Annotated in this window: 13 protein-coding genes; 7 read left to right on the top strand and 6 right to left on the bottom strand. The window is 72.1% G+C overall.

Annotation, left to right across the window (positions count from 1 at the left end):
* The first annotated feature begins 26 nt into the window (after window positions 1-26).
* From ACHBTE_RS28660 to ACHBTE_RS28670, 3 genes are all read left to right on the top strand, one after another.
* The gene (locus ACHBTE_RS28660; RefSeq protein WP_394727246.1) at window positions 27-2723 is read left to right on the top strand and encodes a SpoIIE family protein phosphatase; all 2697 of its coding nucleotides are present in this window, start codon (window positions 27-29) and stop codon (window positions 2721-2723) included.
* A 79-nt stretch (window positions 2724-2802) separates the two neighbouring features.
* Window positions 2803-3243, top strand: coding sequence for an SRPBCC family protein (locus ACHBTE_RS28665; RefSeq protein WP_394727248.1), 441 nt, complete (start codon window positions 2803-2805; stop codon window positions 3241-3243).
* Window positions 3240-3818: a class I SAM-dependent methyltransferase gene (locus ACHBTE_RS28670; RefSeq protein WP_394727250.1), complete on the top strand. Its 579-nt coding sequence runs from the start codon at window positions 3240-3242 to the stop codon at window positions 3816-3818. The genes ACHBTE_RS28665 and ACHBTE_RS28670 overlap by 4 nt, the downstream gene beginning before the upstream one ends.
* Before the next feature lie 357 nt (window positions 3819-4175).
* Here the strand turns inward: ACHBTE_RS28670 and ACHBTE_RS28675 are convergent, their stop codons facing one another.
* The 5 genes from ACHBTE_RS28675 to ACHBTE_RS28695 all read right to left on the bottom strand — a co-directional run bounded on the left by ACHBTE_RS28675 (window position 4176) and on the right by ACHBTE_RS28695 (window position 10948).
* Window positions 4176-5330: an XdhC family protein gene (locus tag ACHBTE_RS28675; RefSeq protein WP_394727252.1), complete on the bottom strand. Its 1155-nt coding sequence runs from the start codon at window positions 5328-5330 to the stop codon at window positions 4176-4178.
* Between the two features lie 49 nt (window positions 5331-5379).
* A complete protein-coding gene (locus tag ACHBTE_RS28680) occupies window positions 5380-6840 on the bottom strand; it encodes an NCS2 family permease (RefSeq protein ID WP_394727254.1) in 1461 nt (486 codons plus the stop codon).
* A gap of 243 nt (window positions 6841-7083) precedes the next feature.
* Window positions 7084-9471, bottom strand: a complete 2388-nt coding sequence (locus ACHBTE_RS28685) for a xanthine dehydrogenase family protein molybdopterin-binding subunit (protein ID WP_394727256.1) — start codon at window positions 9469-9471, stop codon at window positions 7084-7086.
* A gap of 2 nt (window positions 9472-9473) precedes the next feature.
* Window positions 9474-10058 (bottom strand): (2Fe-2S)-binding protein, encoded by a 585-nt coding sequence (locus ACHBTE_RS28690; RefSeq protein WP_394727258.1) that lies wholly within the window; start codon window positions 10056-10058, stop codon window positions 9474-9476.
* Window positions 10058-10948: an FAD binding domain-containing protein gene (locus ACHBTE_RS28695; protein ID WP_394727260.1), complete on the bottom strand. Its 891-nt coding sequence runs from the start codon at window positions 10946-10948 to the stop codon at window positions 10058-10060. Before ACHBTE_RS28695 ends, ACHBTE_RS28690 begins: the two co-directional genes overlap by 1 nt.
* A gap of 380 nt (window positions 10949-11328) precedes the next feature.
* On the opposite strand from ACHBTE_RS28695, the gene ACHBTE_RS28700 reads away from it, so the two are divergent.
* Complete coding sequence (locus ACHBTE_RS28700; RefSeq protein WP_394727262.1) at window positions 11329-13002, top strand: PucR family transcriptional regulator; 1674 nt, start codon at window positions 11329-11331, stop codon at window positions 13000-13002.
* 164 nt (window positions 13003-13166) lie between these two features.
* Entirely contained in the window at window positions 13167-13955 is a 789-nt protein-coding gene (locus tag ACHBTE_RS28705) for a hypothetical protein (protein WP_394727265.1), read from the top strand.
* Between the two features lie 373 nt (window positions 13956-14328).
* Here ACHBTE_RS28705 and ACHBTE_RS28710 read toward each other — a convergent pair whose 3' ends face one another.
* Window positions 14329-15162 (bottom strand): GntR family transcriptional regulator, encoded by an 834-nt coding sequence (locus ACHBTE_RS28710; RefSeq protein WP_394727267.1) that lies wholly within the window; start codon window positions 15160-15162, stop codon window positions 14329-14331.
* Window positions 15163-15318: 156 nt separating this feature from the next.
* Between ACHBTE_RS28710 and ACHBTE_RS28715 the strand changes: the two genes are divergently transcribed.
* Together ACHBTE_RS28715 and ACHBTE_RS28720 are read left to right on the top strand one after the other, a co-directional pair.
* On the top strand, window positions 15319-16170 hold the full coding sequence (locus ACHBTE_RS28715) for a (2Fe-2S)-binding protein (RefSeq protein WP_394727269.1): 852 nt from the start codon (window positions 15319-15321) through the stop codon (window positions 16168-16170).
* A 303-nt stretch (window positions 16171-16473) separates the two neighbouring features.
* The gene (locus tag ACHBTE_RS28720) at window positions 16474-17511 is read left to right on the top strand and encodes a DUF2637 domain-containing protein (RefSeq protein ID WP_394727271.1); all 1038 of its coding nucleotides are present in this window, start codon (window positions 16474-16476) and stop codon (window positions 17509-17511) included.
* Window positions 17512-17568: the final 57 nt, after the last annotated feature.

A 17568-nucleotide genomic window follows, 5' to 3' on the forward strand; every position in this document is an offset into this window, starting at 1 on the left:
CCGCCGAACGGTGTTAGAAATGAGGCATGGCCGGAATCCTCGGCCGCCTGCGCTCCCTGTTGAGCGCGCGTACCGTCGCCCGGCAGGTCTTCGTGATGCAGGCGGCGATCGTCGCGCTCCTCGTCGTCGCCGCGGTGGTGGCCCTGGTGCTGCAGATCCGCACCGACACCGAGCGGGAGGCCCGCAACCGCTCCCTCGCCGTGGCCCAGGCCTTCGCGAAGGCACCCGGTGTCGTCGAAGCCCTGGCCGACTCGGATCCGACGGTGGTGCTCCAGCCGCGTGCCGAGGCGACCCGCAAGGCGACCGACGTGGACTTCGTCGTGGTGATGTCCACGGAGGGGATCCGGTACACCCACCCCGATCCGGAGCAGATCGGCAAGCGCTTCGTCGGCACCATCGGACCGGCGGCGGCGGGCGGGGTCGTGCGCGAGACGTACACCGGAACGCTGGGGCCGTCCGTGCGGGCGGTGGTGCCCGTGACCGACGGCGACGACCGGATCGTCGGACTGGTGGCCGCAGGGGTGACCATGGCCAGCGTGAGCGGCTTCGTCGGTGACCATCTGCCGGTGCTGATCGGCACGGCGGCGATCGCGCTGGTCGTGGCCACCGGGGGCACCGCGCTGGTCAGCCGGAGGCTGCTGCGTCAGACGCATGGGCTGGGGCCCGCCGAGATGACCCGGATGTACGAGCATCACGACGCCGTCCTGCACTCCGTACGGGAAGGTGTGCTGATCCTGGACGGCCGGCGCCGGCTGGCGCTCGCGAACGACGAGGCGCGCCGGCTGCTGGGGCTGGCGCCGGACGCGGAGGGGCGGCTCTGCGCCGACCTGGACATCGGACCCGACCTCGCACGACTGTTTGAGTCGGGGCGGGACGCCACCGACGAGGTGCATGTGGCGCAGGGGCGGCTGCTGGCGGTGAGCCAGCGGTCGACCGACCGGGCCGGCGGGCCGCCCGGCAGCGTGGCGACGCTGCGGGACACCACCGAGCTGCGGACGATGACCGGCCGGGCGGACGTGGCGCAGGAGCGGCTGAAGCTGCTGTACGACGCGGGCCTGGAGATCGGTACCGTCCTCGATGTCACGCGCACCTCGCAGGAGCTGGCCGACTTCGCGGTGCCGCGGTTCGCCGACTTCGTCTCCGTCGATCTGGCCGATCCGGTGCTGCGGGGCGAGGAGCCGAAGGTGGGCCGCACCGATATGCGCCGGGTCGCCTTCCAGGGCGTACGGGAGGGCAGTCCGCTCTATCCGGTGGGTGAGCTCATCCACTTCTCCCCGACCAGCCCGCAGGCGTTCGGCTTCGGCACCGGCGAGTCCGTGCTGGAGGCGGACATGCCCGCGTTCACCGGCTGGCAGGAGCAGGACCCGGACAAGGCTCACAAGATCGTTGGGTTCGGGATCCACTCGATGCTCACGGTCCCGTTGCGCGCCCGTGGCGTCATCATGGGCATGGCCACGTTCTGGCGGGCCGACCGGCCCGAGCCGTTCGAGCAGGACGACGTCTCGCTCGCCGAGGAGCTGGTGGCCCGCGCCGCCGTCAGCATCGACAACGCGCGCCGCTACACCCGTGAGCACACCCTGTCGGTCACGCTCCAGCGCAGTCTGCTGCCGCGGGCGCTGCCGGGGCAGAGCGCCCTCGATGTCGCCTACCGCTATCTGCCCGCGCACGCCGCGCAGGGCGGGGTCGGCGGGGACTGGTTCGACGTGATCGCGCTGCCGGGGGCGCGGGTGGCGCTGGTCGTCGGGGACGTCGTGGGGCACGGGCTGCACGCGGCGGCGACGATGGGGCGGCTGCGTACGGCGGTGCACAACTTCTCCACGCTGGATCTGCCGCCCGACGAACTCCTCGGCCATCTGGACGAGTTGGTCGCCCGTATCGACCAGGACGAGGGCGACGGCGAGGGTCCGCCGGTCATCGGGGCGACCTGTCTGTACGCCGTGTACGACCCCGGCGGCGGGGTGTGCACCGTCTCGCGCGCCGGTCACCTCGAACCGGCGGTGGTGACTCCCGACGGCGCGGTCGAGTTCCCGGCCGTCCCCGGCGGGCCGCCGCTGGGGCTGGCTTCCGGGCTGCCCTTCGAGTCGACCGAGCTGCGGCTGCCCGAGGGCAGCGGGCTGGTCCTGTACACCGACGGACTGGTCGAGGGCGAGGGACGGGACATCGACGAGGGTCTCGAGCTGCTGCGCGGGGCGCTGGCCGCGACGCCGCCGACGGGGGGCCGGATGCCGGAGGAGACGTGCAAGGCGGTTCTGGAGGCCCTGCTGCCGGAGCGGCCACGGGACGATGTCGCCCTCGTCGTGGCCCGGACCCGCATGCTGCCCGCCGACCGCACCGCGGCGTGGGACGTGCCGGCCGACCCCTCGGCGGTGGCCCGGGTGCGGGCGGCGGCGGCACGGACGCTGGACGAGTGGGGGCTGGTGGAGGAGGCGTTCACGACCGAGCTGATTCTGAGCGAGCTGGTCACCAACGCCATGCGTCACGCCACCGGCCCCATCCGGGTCCGGCTGATCCGCGACCGCGCCCTGATCTGCGAGGTCTCCGACGGCAGCAGCACCGCCCCGCACCTGCGCAGCGCGGCCACCACGGACGAGGGCGGCCGGGGCCTGTTCCTGGTGGCCCAGTTCGCCGAACGCTGGGGCACCCGGTACATGCCGGGCGGCAAACTGATCTGGACGGAACAGCCCCTGCCGAACGGCAACACCCCGCACCCGAGGGAGCTGTGACGCCGTGACGAGACTCGTGCTGAGTGCTTCACCATGCTTCTCCACCGGTGACCCGCACCGGGCTCCGTAAGATCGCCCTGTGGCGAACTTCCAGCTCGAACGCACGGTTGCGCTCCCCCTCGACGAGGCGTGGCGCCGACTGACCCTGTGGCACCGCCACGCCGACGCCGTCCCGTTGACCCGCGTCCGGGTCATCACCCCCGAACCCACCCATGAGGGCACCCGTTTCATCGCCCGCTCCGGTATCGGCCCGCTCTCCTTCGACGACCCGATGGAGGTCACGGTGTGGCGCCCGCCCGCTGCGGACACCCCCGGCCTGTGCCGTCTGGAGAAGCGCGGCCGGTTCGTGACGGGCTGGGCCGAGATCGAGGTCCTGCCGGGTCCGGGCGGGCGCTCACGCGTGCGGTGGCGGGAGGAACTGGAGGTGCGGGGCCTGCCGAGAGCGGCCGACGGCCTGCTGGAGCGCGCGGGCCGCCACATGTTCGGACGCGCGGTGAACCGGCTGCTGAGGCGCGCATGAGGGCAGCCGAACGGGCGGGCTGGGACCACCGCTTCGCGCAGGGGCACGGCTTCATCGGGGCCGACGCGCCGGAACTGCGCCGGCTCGCGGAGGCGATACGGCCGCGTCCCGGCGCCCGCGCCCTGGACGTCGGCTGTGGGCTGGGCACCTACGCGGCGGCACTCGCGGCTCTCGGGTGCGACACGCTCGCCGTCGACTGGGCGGACGCGGCGGTGGCGGCGACCCGAGACCGCTACGCCGACCTGGAACCACGCCTGCGCACGGCCCTGTTGGACTTCGAGGACACCGACGCGGTCGCCGCGACGCTGCCACGGGGCTCCTTCGACATCGTGACGATGCGGCTGGTCCTCGCCTTCATGTCCGACAAGCAGGCGGCGACGGACCGGGTCCGCGATCTGCTCGCGCCCGGTGGGGTGTGGATGGTGACGACACCGCTGGCACACCGCCTGCCCGAGGAGCGGCGCGGCATCGGGCTGACGTCCGAGGACGTGGCGCTGGTGACGGACGGCTGGGCGCGGGGCGAGTGGTACGACCTCGAGCGGGCCGGACTGCGCTGCCTCCTGCTGCGGTCCTGAACTGGCGTGTCACCGCTGGTCGTCGGGGGCGGCGGGCAGCGGCAGGACAAGGGTGAACGAGGATGCCGTCCGAGGGAACCTCGGAACCACCGGCTCCACGCCTGGGACGACGACGGGCCGCGCTGGTCGAACGTCGGGCACCGCGCCGCACCGAGGGGACGGGAGCCGCACCTGGTGGCGAGGAAAACGCCGGAATCGTGCGCGAGTTGTCCTGCCAGGTGCGGATCAGCGGGGGCGGCGCGCCCGACTGCGCGTTCCCGTGGCCGGAGCAGCCGAAGGTGCGGGCGGTTCGGGACGGCGAGGCCCCCAGCATGGTGGGTGTCGGCGGCTCGGCCGGTGTGATGGCTTCTTCGGTGGTCAGGCCACCGAGCCGATTCGTCGCGACGGTCCGGGTGTCGTCGGGTCGTGGTGGATCGGGGTGTGGGCGCCGGTCAGGGAGACTCCGCTGCCGCCGCGCCGGTTGGCGACGATCTCGGAGGCGATCGACAGCGCCGTCTCCTCCGGTGTGCGGGCGCCGAGGTCCAGGCCGATCGGGGAGCGCAGCCGGGCCAGTTCGAGGTCGCTCACGCCGACTTCGCGGAGCCGCTCGTTGCGTTCGAGGTGGGTGCGGCGGGAGCCCATCGCGCCGACGTACGCCACCGGCAGGCGCAGGGCGAGCTGGAGCAGGGGTACGTCGAACTTGGCGTCGTGGGTGAGGACGCACAGGACGGTCCGGCCGTCGACCTCCGTGCCCGCCAGGTACTTGTGCGGCCACTCCACGACGATCTCGTCCGCCTCCGGGAAGCGGGCCTTGGTCGCGAAGACGGGGCGGGCGTCGCACACCGTCACGTGGTAGTTGAGGAACTTGCCGATCCGCACCAGTGCCGAGGCGAAGTCGATCGCGCCGAAGACGATCATCCGGGGCGGCGGCACCGAGGACTCGACGAGAACCGTGAGCGGGGCGCCGCAGCGCGAGCCCTGCTCGCCGATCTCCACGGTGCCGGTGCGTCCGGCGTCCAGGAACGCACCGGCCTCCGCCGCGACCGTGCGGTCCAGTTCGGGGTGGCCGCCGAAGCCGCCCTCGCGGGAGCCGTCCGGGCGGACCAGCAGGGCCCGGCCGGTCAGCTCGGCGGGGCCCCGTACGATCCGCGCCACCGCTGCCGCCTCCTGGCCCGCAGCCGCCCGCAGCGCGGAGGCGAGCACCGGACGGGCCGGGTCGGCCGCCCGGACCGGTGTGACCAGGATGTCGATGATGCCCCCGCAGGTCAGGCCGACCGCGAAGGCGTCCTCGTCGCTGTAGCCGAAGCGTTCCAGGACCGTCTCGCCGTCCTGGAGCGCCTGTTGGCACAGCTCGTACACCGCGCCCTCCACACAACCGCCGGACACCGAGCCGATCGCCGTGCCGTCGGCGTCCACCGCGAGCGCGGCACCGGGCTGGCGGGGTGCGCTGCCGCCGACCGCCACCACGGTGGCCACGGCGAAGTCACGTCCCTGCTCGACCCACCGGTGCAGATCTTCGGCGATGTCCAGCATCTGTCGGTCTCCTTGACTACGGTTGTGTGGAGGGCCGGGAGCGCACCGGCTAGTGCACGCCCATCCAGCTCTCAATGGGGTTGAGGGCGAAATAGACCACGAAGATGCCTGTCAGGGCCCACATGAACGCCCCGATCTCCCGCGCCTTGCCCTGTGCGACCTTGATCGCGACGTACGAGATGACACCGGCCGCGACGCCGGCCGTGATGGAGTACGTGAAGGGCATGATCACGACGGTGAGGAACACCGGGATCGCGGTGGCCCGGTCCGACCAGTCCACGTGCCGGGCGTTCATCATCATCATGGCGCCGATCACGACCAGCGCGGCAGCCGCGACCTCGCCCGGCACGATCGCCGTGAGCGGGGTGAAGAACAGGCAGGCCGCGAAGAACAGGCCGGTGACGACCGAGGAGAGCCCGGTACGCGCACCCTCGCCCACGCCGGTCGCCGATTCGACGAACACCGTCTGGCCGGAGGCGCCGGACACACCGCCGATCGCGCCGCCGGCGCCGTCGATGAACAGCGCCTTCGACAGTCCCGGCATCCGGCCCTTGTCGTCGGCCAGCTTGGCCTCCGTGCCGACGCCGATGATCGTCGCCATGGCGTCGAAGAACCCGGCGAGCACCAGGGTGAACACGATCATGCCGACGGTCATCGCGCCGACCTCGCCCCAGCCGCCGAACTCGACGTTGCCGAAGACCGAGAAGTCCGGCATGGACACGGCGCTGCCGTGCAGTTCGGGAGCGGCGCCGCCCGCCCACTGCTTGGGGTCGATGACGTCGAGTGCGTTGAGGATGACGGCGAGCACGGTGCCGCCGAGGATGCCGATCAGGATCGCGCCGGGGATGCCGCGCGCCTGGAGCATGAAGATCGCGAGCAGGGTGACCGCGAAGAGGAGGACGGGCCAGCCGGCGAGTTCACCGGCCGGGCCGAGGGTGACCGGGGTGGCCTCGCCCTGGTGCACGAAGCCGGCCTTGTAGAAGCCGATCAGGGCGACGAACAGGCCGATGCCCATGGTGATCGCGTGCTTGAGCGCGAGCGGGATCGCGTTCATGATCATCTCGCGCAGGCCGGTGACGACCAGCAGCATGATGACGACGCCGTACATCACACACATGCCCATGGCCTGCGGCCAGGTCATCTGCGGGGCGACCTGCGAGGCGAGCACGCCGGAGACGGACAGGCCCGCGGCGAGGGCCAGCGGCACCTTGCCGAAGAAGCCCATCAGCAGGGTGGTGAGGGCCGCGGCGAACGCGGTCGCGGTGATCAGGGCCTTCTGGGCGAGGGTGTCTCCCGCCGCGTCCTTGCCGGACAGGATCAGGGGGTTGAGCAGGAGGATGTACGCCATCGCCATGAAGGTGGTGATGCCGCCGCGCACCTCACGCGCGACCGTGGATCCTCTGTGGGATATGTGGAAGTACCGGTCGAGCCACGACCTGCCGGCGGGGACGCGGGTGCCTTCTCCCGCGTCGTCGGCTGTGGTCGTCGGCTCCAGTGACTGCTGGGTCATGTGGGCCTACTCCCAAGGTTCAAAGGGGCACCCGCCCCGGCGCTCTGCCGGGCCACGGGATTTGGGAAGGTGCTTCGGCCGCACGACCCGGGGGACGGCCCGAGGCGAACGAAAGGGATCTTTAGCACAGGTACTTGCAGCTCGGCCGGCGCCGCGAGCGGTGCGGCGGGCCGAGTACTCCGGGCGGCGCGGCGGAGTGTGTGACGTTCCCAGCGCCGCCCGGAGAGATTTACGGGTTGTTGCTCACGCCGTACCGGTGAGGTGTTCCGGCCGTACCGGCGTGCGGTTGAGCTCCAGCCCGGTCGCGTTCCGGATCGCCGCGAGGACGGCCGGGGTGGACGACAGGGTGGGTGCCTCGCCGATGCCCCGCAGCCCGTACGGGGCGTGGTCGTCGGCGAGTTCGAGCACGTCGACGGGGATGGTCGGCGTGTCGAGGATCGTGGGGATCAGGTAGTCGGTGAAGGAGGGGTTCCTGACCTTCGCCGTCTTCGGGTCGACGATGATCTCCTCCATGACCGCCACACCGAGACCCTGGGTGGTGCCGCCCTGGATCTGGCCGATGACGGACAGCGGGTTGAGCGCCTTGCCGACGTCCTGGGCGCAGGCCAGTTCGATGACCTTCACCAGGCCGAGCTCGGTGTCGACCTCGACGACGGCGCGGTGCGCGGCGAAGGAGTACTGGACGTGGCCGAAGCCCTGGCCGGTGCGCAGGTCGAAGGCCTCGGTCGGACGGTGCCGCCACTCGGCCTCCACCTCGACGCTCTCGCCCTCCAGGACGTCGACGAGGTCGGCGAGGACCTCGCCGCCGTCGGTGACGACCTTGCCGCCCTCCAGCAGGAGTTCGGCGGTGGCCCAGGCCGGGTGGTAGGAGCCGAACTTGCGGCGCCCGATCTCCAGGACCTTCTCGCGGACCAGCTCGCAGGAGTTCTTGACCGCGCCGCCGGTGACGTACGTCTGCCGCGAGGCGGAGGTCGAGCCGGCGCTGCCCACCTGGGTGTCGGCCGGGTGGATGGTCACCTGGGTGACGCCGAGTTCGGTGCGGGCGATCTGCGCGTGGACGGTGACACCGCCCTGGCCGACCTCCGCCATGGCCGTGTGCACGGTGGCGACGGGCTCGCCGCCGACGACCTCCATGCGCACCTTGGCGGTGGAGTAGTCGTCGAAGCCCTCGGAGAAGCCGACGTTCTTGATGCCGACCGCGTAGCCGACCCCGCGTACGACGCCTTCGCCGTGGGTGGTGTTGGACAGACCACCGGGCAGCTGCCGTACGTCCGCGCCCTCGCTGGACTCCCACTGGCGCTCCGGCGGCAGGGGCATCGCCTTGACGCGGCGCAGGAGTTCGGCGACCGGCGCCGGGGAGTCGACCGGCTGCCCGGTCGGCATGATCGTGCCCTGCTCCATCGCGTTGAGCTGACGGAACGCCACCCGGTCCATGCCCACCTCGTCGGCGAGCTTGTCCATCTGCGCCTCGTAGGCGAAGCACGCCTGGACGGCGCCGAAGCCGCGCATCGCGCCGCAGGGCGGGTTGTTGGTGTAGAGGGCGATCGCCTCGATGTCGACGTCGTCGACCACGTACGGGCCGATCGACAGCGAGGAGGCGTTGCCGACGACCGCCGGGGAGGCGGAGGCGTACGCGCCGCCGTCCAGCACGATGCGGCACTTCACGTGGGTGAGCTTGCCGTCCTTGGTGGCGCCGTGCTCGTAGTAGAGCTTGGCCGGGTGGCGGTGGACGTGCCCGAAGAAGGACTCGAACCGGTTGTAGACGATCTTGACCGGCTTGCCGGTGCGCATCGCCAGCAGGCAGGCGTGGATCTGCATCGACAGGTCCTCGCGGCCACCGAAGGCGCCGCCGACGCCGGACAGCGTCATCCGGACCTTGCTCTCGGGCAGGCCGAGGACCGGGGCGATCTGCTTCAGGTCGCTGTGCAGCCACTGGGTGGCGATGTACAGGTGGACGCCGCCGTCCTCGTCCGGCACCGCGAGGCCCGACTCGGGGCCGAGGAAGGCCTGGTCCTGCATGCCGAAGGTGTACTCGCCCTTGACGACGAAGTCGGCCCTCTTGGCCGCTTCCTCGGCGTTGCCGCGCAGGATCGGCTGGCGGTGCACGATGTTCGGGTGCGGGACGTGACCGGAGTGGTGGTCGTCGCGGCCCTCATGGACGAGGATCGCGTCCGGTGCGGTCGCGGAGGCCTCGTCGGTGACGACCGGCAGTTCGCGGTAGTCGACCTTGATCTTGGCTGCCGCGCGGCGGGCGGTCTCCGGGTGGTCGGCGGCGACGATCGCGACCGGCTCACCGTGGTGACGTACCTTGCCGTGCGCGAGGACCGGGGTGTCCTGGATCTCCAGGCCGTAGTTCTTCACGTCGGTCGGCAGGTCGTCGTACGTCATGACGGCGTACACGCCGGCCATCGCGAGGGCCTCGCTCGTGTCGATGGACACGATCTCGGCGTGCGCGACGGTGGAACGCAGGATCTGGCCCCAGAGCATGTCCTCGTGCCACATGTCGGACGAGTACGCGAACTCGCCGGTGACCTTGAGGGTGCCGTCCGGGCGGAGCGTGGACTCTCCGATGCCGCCCTTGGTCTGCGATCCCTGGGTGATCTTCGTAGGGGTTCCGCTGGGGGAAGCCATGCTCAGACCGCCTCTCCCTGCCGGGCGGCCGCCAGGCGGACCGCGTCCATGATCTTCTCGTAACCGGTGCAGCGGCACAGGTTGCCCGACAGGGCCTCGCGGATGTCCGCGTCGGTCGGGTTGGGGTTGCGCTCGAGCATCTCGTCGGCGGCGACCAGCAGACCCGGCGTGCAGAATCCGCACTGGACGGCGCCGGCGTCGATGAACGCCTGCTGGATCGGGGAGAGTTCGGTGCCCTCGCCGGTCTGGGAATCCTGCCCCTTGGCAGACCAGCCCTGGGCGTCCTGGAGGGACGTACCGCAAGCACCACTCGCGCAACCGCCGTGCTCGGCGCGCTGCTTGGCGAAGTCCGCGAGCCCCTCGACGGTGACGACCTCGCGGCCCTCGACCTGGCCGGCCGCGACCAGGCAGGAGCACACCGGTACGCCGTCGAGGCGGACCGTGCAGGAACCGCACTCGCCCTGCTCGCAGGCGTTCTTCGAGCCCGGCAGGCCCATGCGCTCGCGGAGCACGTACAGCAGGGACTCGCCCTCCCACACGTCGTCGGCTTCCTGCGGACGTCCGTTGACAGTGAAGTTGACACGCATTACGCGGCTCCCTCCGTGAGGCGGCCCTCGCCGCGGTACGACTCCCAGGTCCAGGTCAGCGTGCGGCGGGCCATGATGCCGACCGCGTGGCGGCGGTAGCTCGCCGTGCCCCGGACGTCGTCGATCGGGTTGCAGGCGCCCGAGCACAGCTCGGCGAACTGCTTGGCGACCGACGGGGTGATGATCTTGCCGTTGTCCCAGAAGCCGCCCTCTTCGAGCGCGGCGTTCAGGAATTCCTCGGCGGCCTTGGCCCGCACGGGGGTGGGCGCCGCCGAGCCGATGCCGGTCCGGACGGTCCGGGTCTCGGGGTGCAGCGCCAGCCCGAAGGCGCACACCGCGATGACCATGGCGTTGCGGGTGCCGACCTTGGAGTACTGCTGCGGCCCGTCGGCCTTCTTGATGTGCACGGCCCGGATGAGTTCGTCGGCGGCGAGCGCGTTGCGCTTCACGCCGGTGTAGAACTCGTCGATCGGGATACGGCGGCTGCCGCGCACCGACTCGACCTCGACCTCGGCGCCCGCCGCCAGCAGGGCGGGGTGGGCGTCCCCGGCCGGGGAGGCGGTGCCGAGGTTGCCGCCGACGCCGCCGCGGTTGCGGATCTGCGGGGAGGCGACCGTGTGCGAGGCGAGGGCCAGGCCCGGCAGCTCGGCGCGCAGGTGCTCCATGATGCGGGTGTACGGGACGGAGGCCCCGAGCCGCACGCTGTCCTCGCCGACCTCCCACTCGTAGAGGTCGCCGATGCGGTTCAGGTCGAGGAGGTACTCGGGCCGGCGGTGGTCGAAGTTGATCTCGACCATCACATCGGTGCCACCCGCAATCGGCACAGCGGTGGGGTGCTCAGCCTTGGCGGCGAGCGCCTCCTCCCAGCTGGCAGGGCGAAGGAAGTCCATGACCGGCTCTCTTCTTCTTCGTCTCGTGGGTCGTACGGTTTGAGCCAGATCAGGTGCGGCGGGCCCGGCTCGTTCATGTGCTGTTAACGCGGATTGACGTCAGTACACAGCGCCGTACTCCACCGGGGTCAGTCACGGAAACCATGAAGGAGTTGGCTGGCCAGGCCGGGCATCTTGTAGATTCGTCTGAACGGAGGTCATCAGGAACCTCCCTGTTTTTCCGTGGAAACGTGCGACACAGCCCTTGTGACCAGGGACACAGCCGAAACACACCTCGGCCGGAGACGGTCACCCACGCACCGGTCCGCAGGGCGGGCCGCTCACCACACGAGCCACTGGATCCATCGTAGATTTCGAGACAAAGAACGGCGGCGACGAGAATGCGGCTGCGCGCACTGCTGGACACCGACGCGCTGGGCCTCAAGCTGCTCGGCGGCGAGGACGAGCTGGATCGCACCGTGCGCGGCGTGATGACCACCGACCTCCGGGACCCCAGCCGCTACCTCTCGGGCGGTGAGCTGGTGCTCACCGGGCTGGCCTGGCGGCGCGGCGCGGCGGACTCCGAGCCGTTCGTGCGCCTCCTGGCGCAGGCCGGGGTGGTCGCGCTGGCGGCCGGCGAGGCCGAGCTCGGGGACGTCCCGGAGGACCTGGTGCTGGCCTGCGCCCGCCACCGGCTGCCGCTCTTCGCGGTCCATGAGTCGGTGGCGTTCGCGACGATCACCGAGCACGTCGTACGGCAGGTCAGCGGCGAGCGGGCCGGGGATCTCGCGGCGGTCGTCGACCGGCACCGCCGGATGATGACCGCCGGCCCGGCGGGCGGCGGCCCCGACGTGGTCCTCGACCTGCTCGGCTCCGACCTGGACCTGCGGGCCTGGGTGCTGTCGCCGACGGGGCGGCTCATCGCGGGCTCGAAGGTCTCCGGCCCGGCACTGCCCGCCGACCTGTGCGCGCGGCTGGCGGCGGAGCAGCTGACGGCCGCCCGCACGGGCCGGCGCGGGCCGCACCGCGTCACCCTGGGCGGCGCGCCGTACTCCCTCTTCCCGATCCGCAGCGGCGGCCGGTCCGCGCCGGGCTCGCGGGACGTGCGCGAGACGGTGCTGTCGGACTGGCTGCTGGCCGTGGACGCGGACGCGAGCGACTGGCCGGAGGAGCGGCTCGACCTGCTGCAGGGCGTCACCCAGCTGATCGCGGTGGAACGGGACCGCAGGGACGCGGCGCGCACGGTCCGCCGCCGCCTCGCGCAGGAGGTGCTGGAGCTGGTCCAGACGGGTGCGGCGCCCGCCGAGATCGCCGCCCGGCTGCGGGTAGCGGCGCCGGTGCTGCTGCCCGGCCTCGGAGCGGCCCCGCACTGGCAGGTGGTCGTCGCCCGGGTGGAGTGGGAGGGCGGGGACATCGAGGCGGGTCCGGTCGCCCAGTCGCTGCTGGAGGAGATCCTGGTCGACCCCGAGGCGACCGGTCCGGAGCCCTCCGACCGTATCGCCGTGGCGCACACCGGTGACGAGGCCATCGCCCTGGTCCCGCTCCCGGCGGTCTCTGCGGAGCACGACGGCTCCGAGGCGGGGATCCTCGCCGACGCCCTGCTGGAGTCGGTCCGCCGCCCGCTGTCGGCCGGCCTGGACGACGACGGCCGGGTCACGCTCGGCGTGAGCGCGGCCGTGCACTCGGCGGAGGGGCTGCGCGGCGCCCTGGAGGAGGCCCGCCACGCCCGCCGGGTGGCGGCGGCGCGCACCGGCCGGGTCTGTGCGGCCGGCCACCAGGAGCTGGCCTCGCACGTCCTGCTGCTGCCGTTCGTCCCGGACGACGTGCGCCGGGCGTTCACGGCCCGTCTGTTGGATCCGCTGCGCGACTACGACCGTCGTCATCGCGCCGAACTGATCCCGACCCTGGAGGCGTTCCTGGAGTGTGACGGCTCCTGGACGCGCTGCGCGACCCGGCTGCACCTGCACGTCAACACGCTGCGCTATCGGGTCGGGCGGATCGAGCAGTTGACGAGCCGGGACTTGTCGCGCCTGGAGGACAAGCTGGATTTCTTCTTGGCGTTGCGGATGAGTTGAGCCCGCGCCGGGCCCGCGCGAGCCGCGGCCCGGGTGGCACCAAGTGCCGTCGCTGTCCCACGACTTTGTGAAATCCTTCACCCACCCCCTTGGCCGGGCGCGCCGATTCGTGCTGAGATGCCGCCACCACTCAACAGCTCGATGGCGTGCTCGGGGAGGGCGAGGTGGCGTATACCGCCATGTCTGGTAACGGAACGACCGCAGGCGACGATCCACTCCAGACCGCGGTATGGCGGCTGCGCTCACGGGCCTGCTGGGCGGACGCGGCGGCGCTGCTCCAGCCGGTCACCGCGCAGGCCGCGCTCCAGCGGGCCGCGCTGCTGGTGGAGCGGTGTCTCTACACCGAGCAGGGCTGGGAGGAGGCCGAGGACGCGCTGCGCACGGCCGAGGCGCTCGCCCACAGTGACGACGAACGCGGTGCCGCCGCTTGTGAACGGGGGCAACTTGCGTACGCGGCGACACTGCACTCCGTGCGCGACCGGGCCGACGAGGCGCGGGCCGCGCTGGGGCGGGCGGCGGCGCTGATCGCTCCGGGGGCGGCGGGGCGGGCGCTGCTGGACTTCCGGCGCGGGCTGCTGGCGGAGAACCTCGCGCGCTCCCCGCAGGCGGCGCGGGCGGCGTACCGCCGGGCGCACGCGGGGGCGACTGCCCACGCCGATCCGCTGCTGCTGTCGTTCACCTGGCGCCACCTTGCCGGACTCGCCCTGCGCGACGGCGAGTTGGCGGAGGCGCGGCACGGCTTCGCCGAGTCGCTGCGCATCCGTGAGGAGTTGGGCTACCTGGTGGGTACGGCGCCCGCACTGGTGTCGCTGGCCGAGACGGAGACGGACCCGGAGGCATCCCGCCTGCGCGAGGAGGCGCGGCGGCTGTTCCGCCTGCTGGGCGGCGTCCCGACCTGGTTGTCCCGTCAGCTGGCGCCGATGCCACCGGCGGCGGGAGCGGCCACGGCGTGAGGTGCGTGACGCGGGGGCTGACCGGCGGACGCCGAGCGCAAGCCGGAGCGAGCGCCCGCCGACCGCGCTCCCCCAACGCGCTGCCGCCGACCGCGCTGCCACCGACCAGGCAGTCCCGACGCACTCCCCCGACCGCGCAGCCCCCACCGCGCTGCCACCGACCACGCAGCCCCGATCACGCAGCCGACCGCGCTGCCGCCGACCACGTAGCCCCGACCGCGCAGCCCGACCGCGCTGCCACCGAGCACGTAGCCCCGACCAGGCAGTCCCGAAGCACTCCCCCGATCACGCAGCCGACCACGCTGCCACCGACCACGCTTCGGCCGACAGCGCTGCCGCCGACCGCGCTTTGGCCAGCAGCGCAGCCATGGCGTCAGCGCGCCCCCGTGAAGTGCTCCCCCACCAGTGACCGCACCACGTCCTCGTCGCCGGCGATCAACGCGTCCAGCAGCGCCGTGTGTTCCGCCGCGTCGGCGACGAGGTCGGCGTGGCCACGGGTGCCGGGGCGGGCCGGTCGGACCAGGGGCCACTGGGCGCGGCGGTGGAGGTCGTCGGCGATCCGGACGAGCTGCTGGTTGCCGCTCAGGGAGAGCACGGCGCGGTGGAAGGTGCGGTCCGATTCGGCGTACGTGGCCCGGCAGCCGGTCGACGCCGCTCGGACCGTGGCGTCCGCCAGCGGGCGCAGTTCCGTCCAGCGCTCGGCAGGGACGCTGCGGGCGAGGCGGAGCATCACCGGGACCTCGATCAGTGCGCGGACCTCCGCCAGTTCGGCCAGGTCCCGGGCGCCGCGTTCGACGACCCGGAAACCCCGGTTGGGGACGACCTCGACGGCGCCCTCCAGCGTCAGCTGCTGCATGGCCTCGCGGACCGGCGTCGCGGAGACGCCGAAGCGCTCGCCGAGGGCGGGGGCGGAGTAGACCGCGCCGGGGGTCAGCTCACCGGTGACGAGCGCGGTGCGCAGGGCGTCGAGGATCTGCCCCCGCACCGAGGCCCGCTGGACAACCGGCCGGGGCCGCGGGATCGGCAGCTCACTGTGGGTGTGCTCACCGCGGGCCCCGGGGGCCGCCGCGGTCCCGTCCGAGTCCGTGGCCCGCGCCGCCCGGCCCTGTGGAGGCACCCGGGGCGCGTCGGTACGCGCCTCAGGGGTCTGCGCACCCGGTATCCGCTCGATTCCCGTGGCCGCGGAGCCCTGCGCGCCCTGCTTCACGGGTCCTCCTGGCGGATGTGTCGGTACTTGGGGTCATTACTGCGGGTTGTTACTCACCCGTCAAGCACCATAGGCGCATTACTCGACAGTTCAAACCACAGCGATCTAAGGGTAAGGTAAGGCTTACCTACCAATCTCGTGGATCGGCGGTCCAGTATGCCCGTGCCCCCCTCGGCCCTCACGGACGCGTACAGCCGCCTCACCGAGGTCCTGCCGGGGCTCGGCATCACCCAGCAGGCCGTCGGCGAGGAGCTCCCGCGACAGGGCGGCTGGGTGAGCGCCGCCTCCCTCGCGAACGGCGGCGACGGTCTCGACGCCTTCCTGGCCTGGGACGACGCACAGGTACGGCGCGACTACGGACAGTCCGGCCGACCGGACGTCATCGCGAGCTTCGGCCTCCATCGCTACGCCTGGCCCGCCTGTCTGCTGATCACCGTGCCGTGGTTCCTGCTCCGCCGCGTCCCCCGCTTCCCCGTGACGCATGTCTCGTACGACCGGACGGCCGCCGGCCTGCCCATGGGCCACCTGGCGATCCGTCCCGCGGCCTTCGCCTGCCTCCCCGGCGACCCGGCGGCCACCCTGCCCGGTGCCCGGGTCGTCCCCGACGAGGAGGCGCTGCGCGCGGAGGTGCGGGCCGCCGTCGCCGAGCACCTCGAACCGGTCCTCGCCGGCTTCGGCCCCCGCATGCGGCGACGCGGACGCGCCCTGTGGGGCATGGCGACCGACGAGATCGTGGAGGGCCTGTGGTACGTCGCCCATCTGCTCGGCGACGGGGAGCAGAGCCGGGCGCGGCGCGAACTGGAGCTGCTGCTGCCGGGCGCGACGAAGCCGTACGTCGGCTCGGCCGCCTTCCGGGAACTGACCGGCCCGAACGGCGAGTCGCTGCCCACCCGGGACCGGGCGAGCTGCTGCATGTTCTACACCCTGCGCCCCGAGGACACCTGCGCCACCTGCCCCCGCACCTGCGACGCGGACCGGGTCACCAGACTGCTGGCCACGGCGAGTTGACGATTCCTCGGATCCGGATGTCCACCGCCGCGCCGTAAGATCACCCGCGAGCGCGACACCCGTTTCGGTTACAGGCGTTTCATAATTCCTCACTCAGCGCAGGAAGTTTCTGCGGAACCACCCGTACGGGTGGTGTTGTTCGAACGTAACTCCCGCCTGTCAAGCGGGAGTTCGAGCAGAACGCCGCCCCGGGCATCCCCTTGCACCTCCTTGGCGGCCTCTTGCCCCGAAACCCCTTGAGGGCCGTGGGCATTGGGCCACTATGGCGGGCGTTACGCCCTATCCCAATGCAAGGGACCCCAGATGAGATTGACCGACATATCGCTGAACTGGCTGCTTCCGGGTGTTGTCCTGCTCCTGGGCCTGCTTGCGGCGATAGCGGTGCTGCGGCGCGGGAAGGCCTCGGGGAAGGACACGAGCGCGGACGACTCGTGGGAGCGCAGCGAGGAGCGCCGCAGGCGCAAGGAGGCCATATACGGCACCGTCTCCTACGTTCTGCTCTTCTGCTGTGCGGCGGTCGCCGCCGCTCTCTCCTTCCACGGTCTGGTCGGCTTCGGCGAGCAGAACCTCGGCCTCTCCGACGGCTGGCAGTACCTGGTGCCGTTCGGCCTCGACGGCGCGGCGATGTTCTGCTCCGTCCTCGCGGTCCGCGAGGCCAGCCACGGCGACGCGGCGCTCGGCTCCCGGATACTCGTGTGGACCTTCGCCTTCGCCGCGGCCTGGTTCAACTGGGTGCACGCACCCAGGGGCATCGGTCACGACGGCGCCCCCCATTTCTTCGCCGGCATGTCCCTGTCCGCGGCCGTGCTGTTCGACCGGGCGCTGAAGCAGACCCGCCGGGCCGCCCTGCGCGAGCAGGGTCTGGTGCCCAGACCGCTCCCGCAGATCCGGATCGTCCGCTGGCTGCGGGCCCCCCGGGAGACCTACCGGGCCTGGTCGCTGATGCTCCTGGAGGGCGTGCGCAGCCTGGACGAGGCGGTCGACGAGGTCCGCGAGGACAAGCGGCAGAAGGACGAGAGCCGTCTGCGCCGCCGCGAGCAGCAGCGCATGGAGCGCGCCCAGCTGAAGGCCATCAGCCGGGGCCACCGCGGCTTCGTCGGCCGCGGCGCCGGACGCCAGGCCGAGCCGCAGGCGCTGGAGCGCGCCGACCGAGTCACCGCGGAGCCTGCCATATCGACGCCGGAACAGCTGCCCGTGCGTACCCGTCCGTCCTTGCAGCCCGTCCGCACCGGTTCTGAACCGGTCACCGTCGACCTCACCGCGGAGGACGACACCATGGCACTGCCCCGGCTCGACTCCCTGGAGCGCAAGCTCAAGGACCTGGAGCAGCAGTTCGGCTGAGGACGTCGGCGGGAGGGGCGCGACCCGGGATGCGAGTCGCGCCCCTCCCGCCTCCCG

The sequence above is a fragment of the Streptomyces sp. M41 genome (assembly GCF_043673425.1).
GTDB lineage: Bacteria > Actinomycetota > Actinomycetes > Streptomycetales > Streptomycetaceae > Streptomyces.